Here is a 13,114-nt window from a genome sequence, read left to right as displayed (position 1 = left end):
TCGCAGCCCAACGCGGGACAAGCCCGCTCGCCACAGAGAGATATGTCAGGGTTTGAAAAGTTGTGTGGATACCTATGCCCTCTCAGCGCATCACACTTTGACGTTCTGCCGGATGTTCCAACCAAACTTCACCGGCCCACCGTCCTTGGTGCCATCAGCCCTTTTCCTCAATCGGGAGCAGGCTTACAAGACGTCAAACTCGCTTCAGGAAGTGACCGACTGCAAATGGCGAAGCTTCCGACATTCATCCCAGCGAAGGCGTCTTTACTCTCCCAACTCCCAAAAAAAGGAGTTCCGGAATGACCGTCGCCCTATTCAAGGATGGATTCCCATCAGCCCACCGCACTACACGCCAACGCATTGAAAGCAGCCTCGACCTGCGGCGGTTGTTTTTCGCCATAGACGCCGACCCGGCGTTGATCGGCGCGGGGGTGGTGTATATCGATGGGGATTTCAACGTGGTGGTACTGCGTGAATTCCAGGCGATTTGCAGTGTGCGGCCGATCAAGGTGGTGCTGCGGGAAGCGCCGAGGTATGTGGGGCCGGTGGAGTTCAAGCGGATGTTGGAGCATGAGCCTCGGGAGTCGCGGTTGGCGGTGGAAGCTATAAATACGGCAATTGCATGCACCGGAGTAGTGTTGAGTTGGATGGTCATTGCGAGTGGGGCTGCGCTGATGCCTTTTACAGCTGGGGCTAGCTCGATAATTTCGTTTATCGGTAAAGCTGCTGCCGTTGCAAGTACAGTTCAATGCATCGGTGGAGCTTTACGTACAGCATCAGAGTTAGCCTTTCCGGAAGTTAATGACTACTTGGATAACGAGACGTGGTATGAGGCCGCAACAGCAGTGTTGGACGGTATTGCTTTGATGGGTGTTGCCAGCTCGGCATTCGTCACCGTGAAAGTCGTCACAACGACCACAAAAGTAACCGGAAAAACAGCTAGGCAAGTGCTTAGAGGGATGACACGGCAAGAACGGAAAAAATTGAACAATGAGCTGCTTAAAATCCGAGATCCAAGACTAACGACCAAGTTACTCAAGCTGGAAAAAGCCTCCGGCAATGTGGCCAAACGTATCAGCGCTATTCAAATGCAGCGTGCAACTGCCGCGCACAAAATGGATATAGCTGCGGCCTTGCTCGGCTTTACCAGCAGTACAGTCTCTGGAAACGTAAAAACTCTGGCGTTGGGCATCTACGAGGAAGTTAACCAGTGAGCCAACAACGGAAGATAAAAGGCCAATATTACTCATCACTCTTTATTGAGGATCCTTGGCAACTCCTCAAGCGGTTCATGCCCGTGATTGGAGGTGATGCATTGGCAGGGTGTTTCTCGATAGCGTTGACAACGATCTTGGCGATGCTTACGTATTTGCCTACTCACTCCGTAGATTTTGTCGCCAAGACATGCTTTTTCAGCGCCGCGGGCTTGGGCGCTGTATTCGCCCTGGCCAAATACGAAGTGCTCTACGGCCGCATCCATTGGGTATGGATAAACGTCGCGATCTACCTCCTCTGCCTGCTGATATCCCTCCCCGCCATCCTCTGGCGCCCCAACACCTATCTCTATGCACTGGCCCTGCTCTGCCCACTTGTCGGCCTGCTCATTCTCAACAGCAACCGCTGCCGCGAACTGCGGAAAAAATCACTTGAACTGCGCCATAAACGCCAAGCCATCATCGCAACTATGAAAAAGCAGGGTCGCTGGAAGTGGTGGTGATCTTTATACCGGTTGGCCGTGCCTAAAACGCCAAAACACTTCAGTTAGATCATTTCTTTTTATGCAACTGCCTGGTAATCCAGGCCATACAAAAGGTCAGCACCATTAGAATAATTTCAGTAATCACCAGCCAGGCAATGGTGAACCAATAGTGCTTTGGCTGCCCTACAAGCGTGTAAGTAATGGAAGGCCCGACGCGGTTATGAGCCACTATCACACCTCGAATCAGCCCATCAATTATTAGATAACCCTGAAGCCCTGTGCTCACGCTCAAGAGAGCCACCGCGCACCAACACCATCTGCTGTCTAAACACTTCATAGGACTCGTCTGGAAATCCAATAATCAGAAATGACTCAGTTGGACTAACTGAAACAGCGCTGTCGACAACAACAGCGCTCCCCCCTGAGACTCACTTACTCAAGCTTTGACGTTCTGCCGAATATTCCAGCCAAACTTCACCGGCCCACCGTCCTTGGCGCCGTCGGCTTTCTGCGGTTGGTAGCTGACCTCGACGGTGGCGAAATTCAACGCGATGCTGTCGTAGAGGACATCATCCTGACTTTGCGCACCGGTGCCGTAGGACACCACCATCACTTCCTTCAAGGTGATCACCAGGTACTCCACCGGGCTTGAACCGCCAGCCTTGCGCACCACCAATTTGGCTTCGGGGTAATGCTTGCCGGTGGCGCAGGCCATCATCAGGTTGGGGCTGGATTTATCCAGGGGTTTGGTCAGGTTCAGATTGGCAAAGTCGGCCTTGCCCGAACCGCCTCCCGTGCCGGAATGCATCGAGCCCGTTTGCGATAAACCCCAGCCCCAGTTGGTAATGTCGATCTCGTCACGATGGGCCTGGTCCCGTGATTCACCCTTGATATCGCCCAGTTTCAAAAACATATCGACTGCCATGTTGGTTCCTTGTCCTGTTGTGCGTCGGGAGTGACGTGGGGCGCACTTTTCCCGAATCGAGACGGTGCTCACAAGATGGCAAAGCGGGATCGGGAAGTGCCTGTCTTGAAATGACGAAACGTCCGACATTAATTTGCGCCACTACGTCTTTACCCTCTCGACTCCCAAAAACCCAGGAGTTAAGGAATGACGACCGCCTTGTTCAAGGATGGATTCCCCTCGGCCCACCGCACCACCCGCCAACGCATTGAAAGCATCATCGACCTGCATCGACTGTTCTTCGCCATCGACAGCGACCCGGTGCTGATTGGCGCGGGCGTGGTGTACATCGATGAGGACTTCAACGTTGTCACGCTGCGCGAATTCCAGGCAATTTGCAGTGTGCGGCCGATCAAGGTGGTGCTGCGGGAAGCGCCGAGGTATGTGGGGCCGGTGGAGTTCAAGCGGATGTTGGAGCATGAGCCTCGGGAGTCGGAATGGGTAGCGGAGGCTTTGAGGACGACGGTGACGTGTACCGGGGCGCTGTTGTGTTGGCATGTTATTTACAGCGGAATCGCCTTGATGCCTTTTACGGGTGGCGCAAGTGTTGTTGTCTCATTCATTGGCACCGCAGCAGCAGTAGCGGGGTTGTTCCAGTGCGCCGCCGGAGTCTATCGAACGGTAAACGAAGTTTGGGATCCGCAGATGAATGACTACCTGGACAGTAATGCTTGGTACGAAGGGATGATGGCAGCTCTGGATGCTGTGTCTTTACTTGGTGTCGCCTCTTCTGCCGTAACGACAGTGAAAGTAATCAACCTGTCCAAGCGCGCAACAGGTAAACCACTAAGAGAAGTATTGCGTGGGCTGAGTCGACAGGAACGGGCAAAATTAACGAATGAGCTCCTGAGAATCCAAGACCCGCGCCTGACACCCAAGCTCCTCAAGCTCAAGCAAGCCGCACGTAACGCGCCAAAACGCATTCCAACAACAAAGATAAAACCAATCATCGCGACCCATCGAAATGATGCCATTGCAGCAGCACTGGGCCTCGCCAGCAGCGGTATGTCCGGAAACACCAAGACGCTGGCCATCGGTATCTACGAAGAGTTCAGCGAATGAAAAACCGCCAGGAACCCCTTTACCTTATAGACCCTCGCTCCCTTTGGGCGCGTCACAGACTGGCGTTGTTTGGCGGTCTTATAGCCTTGTGCCTTTCGATTGCCACCACCGGCACCCTGATGAATCTCACCTACTTCGCCCACGCATCCGATGAACTGACCCGTAATGCGTTCTTCATCGCAGGCGGGATTGCGTGTGCGGTATTCGGCGTCGCGCAGAGCTTGGTCCTTCACGGATATCCACGATGGGTGTGGCTTCAGGTTGGTGTGTTCATCATCTACTTACTGCTCGTAGTGCCGACAATCCTTTACAGCCCCGATCACCTCCTATTTACCCTTGCCTTACTGAGTCCGTTGATCGGGCTTCTATGCCTGAACAGCAAACGCCAACGACAAATGCGCCGAGAGATGTTGGAAATCAGGCATAAACGCAACGGCGTTATCGCGACCCTGAAACAACAGGGCCGCTGGAAATGGTGGTAATCCTCAAGCCGCCTCGCTCCTTGCCGCCGTATGCCGATTCACCGGCACCGGCAAGCCCAGATGCCCACGCAAGGTGCTGTGGCTGTACTCACTGCGAAACAACCCGCGCTCGCGCAACAATGGCAGCACCTGGTCGGTAAACCGCGCAAAGTCATCCGGCGCGCCCACGTGGATATTGAAACCATCCACCGCCCCTTCGACAAACCAACGTTCAATCTCATCCGCCACGGTCTTGGGGGATCCGACAAAGCTCGAGAACGGCTTGGCAAAACGCAACGCCGCCTGGCGTAGGGTCAACTGCTGGTCGCGGGCGACTTGTTTGATGTTTTCGGCATGCCCGCGATAGCCATTGCTGCCCAGATCGCCCAGTTCGGGGAAGGGTTCGTCCAGCGGGTACTGGCTGAAGTCGTGGTAATTGAACGGCCGCCCCAACTGCACCAGTGCCTTATTCAAATCCAGCTCGCCATTGCGTTCGCGGTCGATGGCCTGGGCTTGCTCGTCGGTGTCGGCAATGATCGGCGAGATGCCCGGCAGGATGGTCACGTGATCGGGGTTGCGTCCGGCGGCGGCGGTGCGTTGTTTGATGTCGCTGTAATAGGCCTGGGCGTCTTCGAAGTTGCCCACGCCGGCAAAAATGCCCTCGGCATAGTTAGCCGCCAGGCTGCGCCCGGATTCGGAAATGCCCGCCTGGAAAATCACCGGCTGGCCCTGGGCCGAACGCGCGATATTCAACGGCCCGGTCACCGAGAAGAACTCGCCATGGTGATCCAGGCGATGCTGGCGTTGCGGGTCGAGGAACACGCCGCTGGCCTTGTCGCGCACGAAGGCGTCGTCCTCGTAGGAATCCCACAGCCCCTGCACCACCTCCAGGTGCTCGGCCGCGCGGCGATAGCGCTCGGTGTGGTCGATATGCTGCTCACGGCCGAAGTTGCCGGCCGCGCCTTCCAGGCCGGTGGTGACCACGTTCCAACCGGCGCGGCCGCCGCTGATCAGGTCCAGGGAGGCGAACTGGCGGGCGACGTTGAAGGGTTCGGTATAGGAGGTGGTCAGCGTGGCCACCAGGCCAATCTTCGAGGTAGCACCGGCCACGGCCGAGAGCAGGGTCAGCGGCTCCAGGCGGTTGAGAAAATGCGGCGCCGAATCCGGGGTGATGTAGGGGCTGTCGACGATGAACACCAGGTCGAACTTCGCCGCTTCCGCCTGCTGCGCCTGGGCGCGGTACCAATCGATATCCACACTGGCATCGCCGGGAATTTGCGGGTGCAGCCATTCGTTTTGCGCGGTGCCGACGCCGGTCAGGATGGCGCCGAATTTGAGTTGCCGGGGTGCTGTGGACATAGGGATCTCTCCATAATGAACATGAGGACTAACTGGCAAAAAACGGATCAACTGGTGGGAGGGGGCTTGCTCCCGATAGCGTTGGTTCAGTCACCTTCTGCATCACCTGACACACCGTTATCGGGAGCAAGCCCCCTCCCACACTGTTCAACCGCGTGAATCAGGCGGTTCGGGCGGCGATGGCTTCGATTTCCACCAGTGCACCAGGCAATGGCAACGCCACGACCTGCAACGCGGTGCGTGCCGGCTTGTTCGGCTGCTCGGGGGTGCCGAAGAACTGCGTATACCCACGCTGCAACCCGGCGAAATCCAGCTTGCCATCGGTCTCTTCGGCGCCAACCAGGAACACGCGCAATTGCACGATATCGCCCAGGTCCAGGTCTTGCTGGCGCAGGATCTGGCGCAGCTTGTTGAACACCGAAACCGTCTGCACTTCGGTGTTGCCAAACACCCCGGGAACCGTTGGATCAACCGGGTCCGGCAAGGTCCCGCTGACAAAGATCAGGCTGGCGGACGCCGGCACGGTGACGGTCTGCGAGATCGGAAAATCGCCGACGCTGGTGCGTTGAATGCTGTCGCTCATGGGTGTGTTCCTTATGAGGCGGCCACTGCCGCGAGGTGTGTTTGTCGGGTCACGCGTTCAGCCAGTTGCGCGACCACATGCCGCGCCGAGTTGGCCGCCGATTCCTGCCAGATGCCTACGCCGCTTTGCACCAGGCCGTCGCCGGCGAAGTACACGCGGCCGTGGCCCTGTTCGAGCAAGGCGCTGGCATCGGCCGGGAAGTGTTCGCGTTGCAACCACGGGCCTTCGCTGAAGGGGATCTGTTCCCAAGACACCGCCAGCGGGTGACGCAGGTGTTTGGAATAGCCCGGATGCAGCAACTCCACGGCCTCCTTGGAGGTAGCGTATTGCTGGTCGAACGGTCGCGCGCCAAACACATCGGCGCCCTCCCCGGTCACGTAGCCGGCCACCAACAAGCCCTCGCGGGTGTTGAGGTCGTTGCTCGGGTACCAGAGCAGGCGCGCCGGGTGTTCGATCCAAGACAGGCCGCCGTACGTGCGGTAGTCGGTTTCCCAGAAGCGTGGGGACTGCCACGCCACTTTGGTGGCCTGGTCGCTGCGGGTGCTGAGCAAGGCGGCCTTGATCGGGTCGCTGAAGTCGGTGTCGAGCTTGGCCAGCAGCGGCAGCGGCAAGGTCGAGACCAGATAGTCGGCGCGCACCACCTGCTCGCGACCGCTGCGTTGGTCGTGGTAGGTCACGGCCACGCCGTGTTCCAACTGACGGATCTGGCGCACCTGGGCGCCCAGTTGCACGTGATCGCTGACGCGCCGGTAGAAGGCGTCGGTGATGCGGTCCATGCCGCCCACCGGCTGGAACATGGTCGCCGAGAATTCCGGAAATTCAGTGTGCAGCAAGGCGCCCCACAGCTCGGGGTGCAGCAGTTGGTCCAGTGCCAACGGGCTGCGGCTGGCTGGCAAGGCGCCGGGATGGGCCGGGGATTCGAGGTGCCCCGAACGGATCGTGCCCTCAAATGCCAGCTCCTGGGACAGGTCGCCATACACGTGCAAAAACGCCAGCAAGCGCGTGCGTTCCTCAGCGCTCAGCACATCGTCGAGGGCATCACGCTGCACCGCTTTGGCCAGCAATCCGGACAAATGCCCGCGCGCATCGTTGATCGCCTGGCCGACGGTGAAGGCCGGCTGGTTCACATCCGGCCGCACCTGGGCGCCATGGCTGCTGTTGACCAGCACTTCCAGCGGCACCCCCAGCTCACTGCAATAGTCGAGGATCGTACGGTGCTGGCTGGGAATCCGTGCAGGCCCGGCGTTGAAGTAATGCCCCGGCTCGAACGCGGCGGTTTGCGTACGGCCATCCTTGTAGTCCACGCGGTCGCCATGGCGGATTGTCCAGGTGCGACCGCCGACCCGCTCACGGGCTTCCAGCACCTGCACGCTGAACCCGGCGCGGGTCAGCTCCAGGGCGGTGACCAGCCCGGCAATCCCGGCGCCCAGCACCAGCACATGCGTGCCCTGCCCCAGGCCGTCCTTGAGCTTCAACGGTTGCGGTCGGCGGTGCGATGACGGCCCGAGGCCGAGTACCGCGAGTGCATCCTTGACGGCTTTTTCGCCGCCTACCGCAGCGATGCTCGACAACGCTTCACGTCGTGTCAGTCCCATGTCGATTGCTCCTTAATTCGGCAGGCCCGGTGGGTTGATCAGCGACTTGTCGACGCGCTCCACATCCAGGCCCCAGCGTTGCAGCACCTGCGCGTACTGGCCGCCGGCAATCGCGCCTTCCAGGGCGGTGTGGATCGGCTTGACCAGGCCGTTGTCCTTGCGGGTGGTCACGGCAATGTCCGCCTGCAATGGCCAGCCACCGTTCACCGTGCCGACGCGCTTGATGCCGCCGGTAATCGCCGCCGAATAGGCATACACCGAGTTGGGCCCGAACAGCGCATCGCTGCGCCCCGACTGCACCGCCAGTTGTGCGGCAGCCTGGTCGTCGAAGTACTGCAACAGCGCGGGTTTGAGGCCGGCCTTTTCGTTGGCCTCGTTCCAGGCCAGCAGGACTTTTTCCTGGTTGGTGCCGGAGCCGACGATGATCTTCAGCCCGGCAATATCGGCTGCCTGCTTGATCTCGCTGATCTTGCTGGTGGTCTTGACGTAGAAGCCGAGCACATCCTGGCGATAGGTGGCGAAGTCAAAGCGCTTCTTGCGCGCCTCGGTCACGGTGACGTTGCTGATCACAGCGTCGTACTTGCCCGAGCTGACGCCCAGGGGCCAGTCTTCCCAGCTGGTCTGCACCACATTGAGTTGCAGGCCGAGGCTGTCGGCCACCAGTTGCGCGGTGTCGGCTTCGCTGCCGATGGTGGTCTTGTCGTCGCTGGCCAGCAGCGCCAGCGGCGGCCCGGCCACGCCGGACACGGCCACGGTGAACTTGCCCGGCTGGGCGAATTTGAAGCCCGGCGGGATCTGCGCAATGGCCGCTTCGTTACGCGGCACATGGATGCGCGGGCGGTCGGGGCTGAGGTCGACCTGTTGCACGGCGAATGCGCTTTGCGCAGCACTGACGGCCAGCGCCAGCAGGGCCACGCGGGTGGTGTTGATGAACATGGGCAGTCACTCCTTGAACTAAAGCACCTTGCCGAGAAAGGCCACGGTGCGGGGATGTCGGGGTTGGCGGAAAATCTGTTCGGGCGGGCCTTCTTCGATCAACTGGCCGTCGCAGAGGAACACCACGTGGTCGGCCACTTCGCGGGCGAAACCGATTTCGTGGGTGACGATCACCAGGGTCACGCCCAGCTGGGTCAGGCCCTTGATCACGTCGAGCACTTCGCCCACCAGTTCCGGGTCGAGGGCTGAAGTGGGTTCATCGAACAGCAACACCTTGGGGTCCAGCGCCAGTGCGCGGGCAATCGCCACGCGCTGTTGCTGGCCGCCGGAAAGCTGGCGTGGGTAGGCATCGACCTTGTCCGCCAGGCCGACCTTGGCCAGCAGTGCGGTGGCCTTGGCCTGGGCGTCGGCCTTGCTCCAGCGCTTGTGTGCCAGCGGCGCCTCGGCGACGTTTTCCCAGGCGGTCAGGTGCGGGAACAGGTTGAAGTTCTGGAACACAAAACCGACGTCTATACGGCGCTTGAGAATCTCGCGTTCCTTGAGCTCGTAAAGCAGGTCGCCCTTGCGTCGATAGCCGACGTATTCACCGTCGATGGTGATGTGCCCGCTGTCGATCTTTTCCAGGTGGTTGATGGTGCGCAGCAACGTGGATTTACCCGAGCCGGACGGTCCGAGAATCACCGTGACCTTGCCTGGATCGATGGTCAGGTCGATGTCTTTCAACACCTGTTGATTGCCAAAGCGCTTGCCCACGCCCTGGATCTGGATACGGCCGGCGCGGGCTTCACTCATGGGTTTTCTCCTTCAGCCAGCGGCGCACGCGTTGCAACGGCGTGGGCGGCAGCACCCTCGCCGTACCCCGTGCGAAATGACGCTCGACGTAGTACTGGGCGCTGGTGAGCACGGTGGTGATGATCAGGTACCAGACGGTGGCGACAATCAGCAGCGGGATCACCGCCTGGGTGCGGTTGTAGATGACCTGCACGGTGTAGAACAGCTCTGGCAGGGCCAGCACGTAGACGATGGAGGTGCCCTTGACCAGGCCAATGATTTCGTTGAACCCCGACGGCAGGATCGAACGCAGCGCCTGGGGCAGGATGATCCGGAAGATGCGCCGCGAGGCCGGCAAGCCCAGGGCTGCCGCCGCTTCGTGCTGGCCGGCATCCACACCGATCAGGCCGCCGCGAATGATCTCCGCCGCATACGCCGCCTGCATCAGGCTCAAGCCCAGTACGGCCACGGTGAATTGGCTGAGCACGTCCACCGTCGACCACTCGGCGAACACCACGCTGGTGAACGGCACGCCGAGGACGATGTGGTCGTACAGGTAGGCGAAGTTGTAGAGGATGATCAGCACCAGCAGCGCCGGCATCGAGCGAAAAAACCAGATGTAGCCCCAGGCCAGGGCCGCCAGCAGCGGCGAGCCCGACAGCCGCGCCAACGCCAGCGCAGTGCCGAGGATGGCGCTGAACACCGTGCTCAGCAGCGTCAGCAACAGCGTCTGGCCGAGGCCACGCAGCACCGACGGCGAGAAGAACCACTGGCCGAACACGCCCCACTCCCAGCGCGGGTTGGTGGCCAGGGAATGGGCGATGCCGAGCAGCACCAGCGCGGCAAAGATCGACCCGGCCCAGCGCCAGGGGTGCCGCGCGGGCACCACCTGCAGGGCTTTGATCGGTGTGGACACACGGGCCTGGCGCACCGCGCTGGGCGTGTCAATCAGGTCATAGGATTTGGCAACGATGGGCATGGTGTTTTCCTCGGCCTAGAAGGCATAGGTCAAGCGGGTGTAGTAGTACCCGCCGGTAAAACCGTAGGGCGAATAGGTGCCGTAGCTGCTGACCATGGTGCTGCTCGGTACACCTTGTTTTTTCGGGTAGACGTCGAACAGATTCTTGGCGCCGATGGCCACGTTGAGGTCTTTGGTGAGGTTGTAGCCAAGGTCGAGGTCGGTGATCCATTTGGCGCTGTAGACCCGGTCGAGGCTGCGGTCGGCGGAGACGTTGACCTCTTTGTAAGAGCCGTAGCGGGTCAGGGCCAGGTTGAGGTTGAAGCGCTCGATGCTCCAGTCGCCACCGAGGATCAGCTTGGTGCTGGGCTGCACGCCGGTGATCAGGTTGCGTGCCTGGCGGTCCATCAGGTCATAGGCCGTGCCCAGGATCGTGGTGGATTCCTTGTAGTTGAGGATTCTGGTCTGGTTCCAGTTGAACGCGGCGGTCCATTTCAGCGCGCCATAGGGGCCGAGGTCCTGGCTGTAGTTGCTGACCAGGTCCAGGCCTTTGGTGCGGGTGTCGGCGCCATTGATGAAGTACTGGCCGCCGGAGGTGGAGGTGATGCCATTGCCTTGCAGCACCTGGGTGATTTCCGGGCCGAGCAAGGTGCCGGTGAGGGTGATGCGATCGCGCAGGTTGATCACGTAGGCGTCGGCGGTGAAGCTCAGGCGATCGGTGGGGGTCAGGGTGAAACCCAGGCTGAAGTTGGTGGAACGCTCGGGTTTCAGTTCCTGCGCACCCAAGGCCTGGGCAGCGGCCGAACCTACCGGCAGCACGCCGTAGTTGATCGATTGGTACACGCCGTCGACCACGCCATAGGTGGTGGACCGCGCACTGAACAGGCTATTGGCCAGGGACGGTGCACGGAAGCCATTGCTCACGGTGGCGCGCACGGCGAATTGCGGGGTGAAGTCGTAGCGGGTGGTCAGCTTGCCGCTGCGGGTAGCGCCCACGCCCTGGTTGTAATGCTCGTAGCGAAACGCGGTGCCCACGTACCAGTCCGGCACCGGGTTGAAGCCCACGTCGACGTAACTGGCGAGGCTGTTGCGCGAGGCGCTGCTTTCTTCATCCGGCGAGATGCCGTTGGTGACCTGGGCCCCGGACGACGCACAGTTACCCGGTGCCACGCAGTAGCCGCCGTTGGCATAGGACTCATAGTCACCGGCCTGCACCTCATAGGTGTCGCGGCGATGTTCGAAACCGTAGCTCAGGTCCAACGGCTTTTGCAGGCCGATGTCAAAGCCGCGCTTGAAATCGAGGTTGGTGGTCAGCTCGGTGGAAATCCAGGTGCCAGAGGTGAAGCTGTTCGGCGTGGCCTCGCCCAGGGATGGGTTCTGGTTATGGGTGGTGCCCTGCTCCGCCTCGTTGCGCCCGTAGGTGGTGGACAGGTCCCAGTCCCACTCGCCGACGGTGCCTTTACCGCCGAATGCGGCCTGGAAGTCGTCCTCGTCGATATACCAGGTCGGCGTGTAGCCGCCGGGGTAACCGTTAGGCCCGGTGGTAATGGTGTTGGTGATGGTCGGCAGGCGGAAGTTCTGGCCCTGCTCGGCCTTGCGCCGCGAATAGGTGGTGAAGGAATACAGGCTGAAACTGTCGTCGATCGGCAATTCGGCGTTGTAGCCCAAGGTCAGCAAGTTGGTCTTCGGTGTGCCATAGCCGCCGTAGGTGGAGCGGCCAGCCTGCTCAAAGGCTTGGGCGTAGGTGTAGCCGTTAGCGCTGGCCTTGTTGTCGTCGTTCTGGCTGCGCGCGTCCAGGGCCAACTGCACGATGCCGCCGTTGCCGATCTCGAAGCCCTTGTTGAGGCTTTGCTGCACGGTCTGTTTCTTGCCGTCGTAACCCTGGCCGACGTTGGTCACCGACGTGCCGCTGGTGTCGGCCTTGAGGATTACGTTGATGACCCCGGCGATGGCATCGGAGCCATATTGGGCAGCGGCGCCATCGCGCAGGACTTCGACGTGGTCGATGGCGCTGATGGGGATCAAATCCAGATCGGCCGGTGCGGCGCCGGTGTTGATGCCGTTGATGTTCAGGGTGGCCGCGGTGTGGCGGCGCTTGCCATTGACCAGCACCAGCACCTCGGCGGCACTCATGCCGCGCAGGTTCGGCGCACGGGCGATGCCGCTGGCGTCCCAACCGGTTTTTTCCGGCAGGGTCAGCGACGGGATCACCGCACTCAACGCCTCCATCAAACCGGGCTTGCCGGTGCTTTGCAGTTGCTTGGCGCTGACCACATCGATCGGCACCGGGCTGCTGGTGACCGTACGTTGTTCGGCGCCACGGTTACCCGTGACCACCACGGTGGACAGGGTGCTGTCGTCCTGGGCCTGGGCGGTGTTGGCCAGGATCGCCAGCGCCAGGATGGCGGTCGGTTGTAAGACTTGCTTCATAGCCACTCCAGACATTCCAAATCGCGAAGTCGGGCAGTCACGCGGGCGGGCGCGGTGCTCGGTTTTTTTCAGGGGGGTTGCGGCGATTGGGGACTAGGTGTGGCGCTGGGTTTGAATTGGCAACATACGTTGAACTCCCTTCCAACGATTCTGCTGCGGGGATGATCACCCGGTTATGGCGCGCAGAATCTTGATTACGCTGGGTACCATCCGAGGTCAGGGGTAGGCTGTTGCGATCAAACATAACGGAATGGGTTTTGAAAATATAATGCTGTTTTGATATAAGCTAATATTCT

At 60.3% G+C, this 13,114-nt stretch carries 12 protein-coding genes and 1 pseudogene; 4 read left to right on the top strand and 9 right to left on the bottom strand.

Translation table 11 applies throughout. From position 1 onward, the window contains the following. Positions 1 to 90: 90 nt before the first annotated feature. Positions 91 to 165, bottom strand: a pseudogene (locus AD670_RS31870) (type VI secretion system tube protein Hcp); the annotation flags it as partial. Between the two features lie 134 nt (positions 166 to 299). On the opposite strand from AD670_RS31870, the gene AD670_RS04810 reads away from it, so the two are divergent. Together AD670_RS04810 and AD670_RS04805 are read left to right on the top strand one after the other, a co-directional pair. After that, entirely contained in the window at positions 300 to 1,214 is a 915-nt protein-coding gene (locus AD670_RS04810) for a hypothetical protein (protein ID WP_053128773.1), read from the top strand. Continuing rightward, positions 1,211 to 1,717 (top strand): hypothetical protein, encoded by a 507-nt coding sequence (locus AD670_RS04805; RefSeq protein WP_053128770.1) that lies wholly within the window; start codon positions 1,211 to 1,213, stop codon positions 1,715 to 1,717. The genes AD670_RS04810 and AD670_RS04805 overlap by 4 nt, the downstream gene beginning before the upstream one ends. A 418-nt stretch (positions 1,718 to 2,135) precedes the next feature. On the opposite strand, the gene AD670_RS04795 is transcribed toward AD670_RS04805, so the two are convergent. Then, positions 2,136 to 2,624, bottom strand: coding sequence for a type VI secretion system tube protein Hcp (locus AD670_RS04795; RefSeq protein ID WP_053128766.1), 489 nt, complete (start codon positions 2,622 to 2,624; stop codon positions 2,136 to 2,138). Positions 2,625 to 2,810: 186 nt separating this feature from the next. Between AD670_RS04795 and AD670_RS04790 the strand changes: the two genes are divergently transcribed. Together AD670_RS04790 and AD670_RS04785 are read left to right on the top strand one after the other, a co-directional pair. After that, entirely contained in the window at positions 2,811 to 3,725 is a 915-nt protein-coding gene (locus AD670_RS04790) for a hypothetical protein (protein ID WP_053128764.1), read from the top strand. Further along, positions 3,722 to 4,207 carry a hypothetical protein gene (locus AD670_RS04785; protein WP_053128762.1) on the top strand — a complete coding sequence of 162 codons (486 nt, stop codon included), beginning with the start codon at positions 3,722 to 3,724 and terminating at the stop codon, positions 4,205 to 4,207. The genes AD670_RS04790 and AD670_RS04785 overlap by 4 nt, the downstream gene beginning before the upstream one ends. A gap of 3 nt (positions 4,208 to 4,210) precedes the next feature. Here the strand turns inward: AD670_RS04785 and AD670_RS04780 are convergent, their stop codons facing one another. The 7 genes from AD670_RS04780 to AD670_RS04750 all read right to left on the bottom strand — a co-directional run bounded on the left by AD670_RS04780 (position 4,211) and on the right by AD670_RS04750 (position 12,818). Continuing rightward, positions 4,211 to 5,545, bottom strand: a complete 1,335-nt coding sequence (locus tag AD670_RS04780) for an LLM class flavin-dependent oxidoreductase (RefSeq protein WP_053128760.1) — start codon at positions 5,543 to 5,545, stop codon at positions 4,211 to 4,213. A 160-nt stretch (positions 5,546 to 5,705) separates the two neighbouring features. After that, a complete protein-coding gene (locus AD670_RS04775) occupies positions 5,706 to 6,128 on the bottom strand; it encodes a RidA family protein (protein ID WP_053128758.1) in 423 nt (140 codons plus the stop codon). Positions 6,129 to 6,139: 11 nt separating this feature from the next. Then, complete coding sequence (locus AD670_RS04770) at positions 6,140 to 7,723, bottom strand: FAD-dependent oxidoreductase (protein ID WP_053128757.1); 1,584 nt, start codon at positions 7,721 to 7,723, stop codon at positions 6,140 to 6,142. Between the two features lie 12 nt (positions 7,724 to 7,735). After that, entirely contained in the window at positions 7,736 to 8,659 is a 924-nt protein-coding gene (locus AD670_RS04765; RefSeq protein ID WP_053128756.1) for an ABC transporter substrate-binding protein, read from the bottom strand. Positions 8,660 to 8,677: 18 nt separating this feature from the next. Next, complete coding sequence (locus AD670_RS04760; protein WP_053128755.1) at positions 8,678 to 9,451, bottom strand: amino acid ABC transporter ATP-binding protein; 774 nt, start codon at positions 9,449 to 9,451, stop codon at positions 8,678 to 8,680. After that, positions 9,444 to 10,409 carry an amino acid ABC transporter permease gene (locus tag AD670_RS04755; protein ID WP_053128754.1) on the bottom strand — a complete coding sequence of 322 codons (966 nt, stop codon included), beginning with the start codon at positions 10,407 to 10,409 and terminating at the stop codon, positions 9,444 to 9,446. Before AD670_RS04755 ends, AD670_RS04760 begins: the two co-directional genes overlap by 8 nt. Before the next feature lie 15 nt (positions 10,410 to 10,424). Continuing rightward, positions 10,425 to 12,818, bottom strand: a complete 2,394-nt coding sequence (locus AD670_RS04750) for a TonB-dependent siderophore receptor (RefSeq protein ID WP_053128752.1) — start codon at positions 12,816 to 12,818, stop codon at positions 10,425 to 10,427. Positions 12,819 to 13,114 lie beyond the last annotated feature (296 nt).

The sequence above is a fragment of the Pseudomonas sp. MIACH genome (assembly GCF_001269925.1).
Taxonomy (GTDB): Bacteria; Pseudomonadota; Gammaproteobacteria; order Pseudomonadales; family Pseudomonadaceae; genus Aquipseudomonas.
The sequence above is the reverse complement of the archived record's forward strand: the minus strand, read 5'-3'. Positions and strand labels throughout refer to the sequence as shown.

Coding starts and splice junctions, on each gene's coding strand:
- AD670_RS04810 (WP_053128773.1), top strand. CDS start 300: ATGACCGTCGCCCTATTCAAGGATGGATTCCCATCAGCCCACCGCACT.
- AD670_RS04795 (WP_053128766.1), bottom strand. CDS start 2,624: ATGGCAGTCGATATGTTTTTGAAACTGGGCGATATCAAGGGTGAATCA.
- AD670_RS04790 (WP_053128764.1), top strand. CDS start 2,811: ATGACGACCGCCTTGTTCAAGGATGGATTCCCCTCGGCCCACCGCACC.
- AD670_RS04785 (WP_053128762.1), top strand. CDS start 3,722: ATGAAAAACCGCCAGGAACCCCTTTACCTTATAGACCCTCGCTCCCTT.
- AD670_RS04780 (WP_053128760.1), bottom strand. CDS start 5,545: ATGTCCACAGCACCCCGGCAACTCAAATTCGGCGCCATCCTGACCGGC.
- AD670_RS04775 (WP_053128758.1), bottom strand. CDS start 6,128: ATGAGCGACAGCATTCAACGCACCAGCGTCGGCGATTTTCCGATCTCG.
- AD670_RS04770 (WP_053128757.1), bottom strand. CDS start 7,723: ATGGGACTGACACGACGTGAAGCGTTGTCGAGCATCGCTGCGGTAGGC.
- AD670_RS04765 (WP_053128756.1), bottom strand. CDS start 8,659: ATGTTCATCAACACCACCCGCGTGGCCCTGCTGGCGCTGGCCGTCAGT.
- AD670_RS04760 (WP_053128755.1), bottom strand. CDS start 9,451: ATGAGTGAAGCCCGCGCCGGCCGTATCCAGATCCAGGGCGTGGGCAAG.
- AD670_RS04755 (WP_053128754.1), bottom strand. CDS start 10,409: ATGCCCATCGTTGCCAAATCCTATGACCTGATTGACACGCCCAGCGCG.
- AD670_RS04750 (WP_053128752.1), bottom strand. CDS start 12,818: ATGAAGCAAGTCTTACAACCGACCGCCATCCTGGCGCTGGCGATCCTG.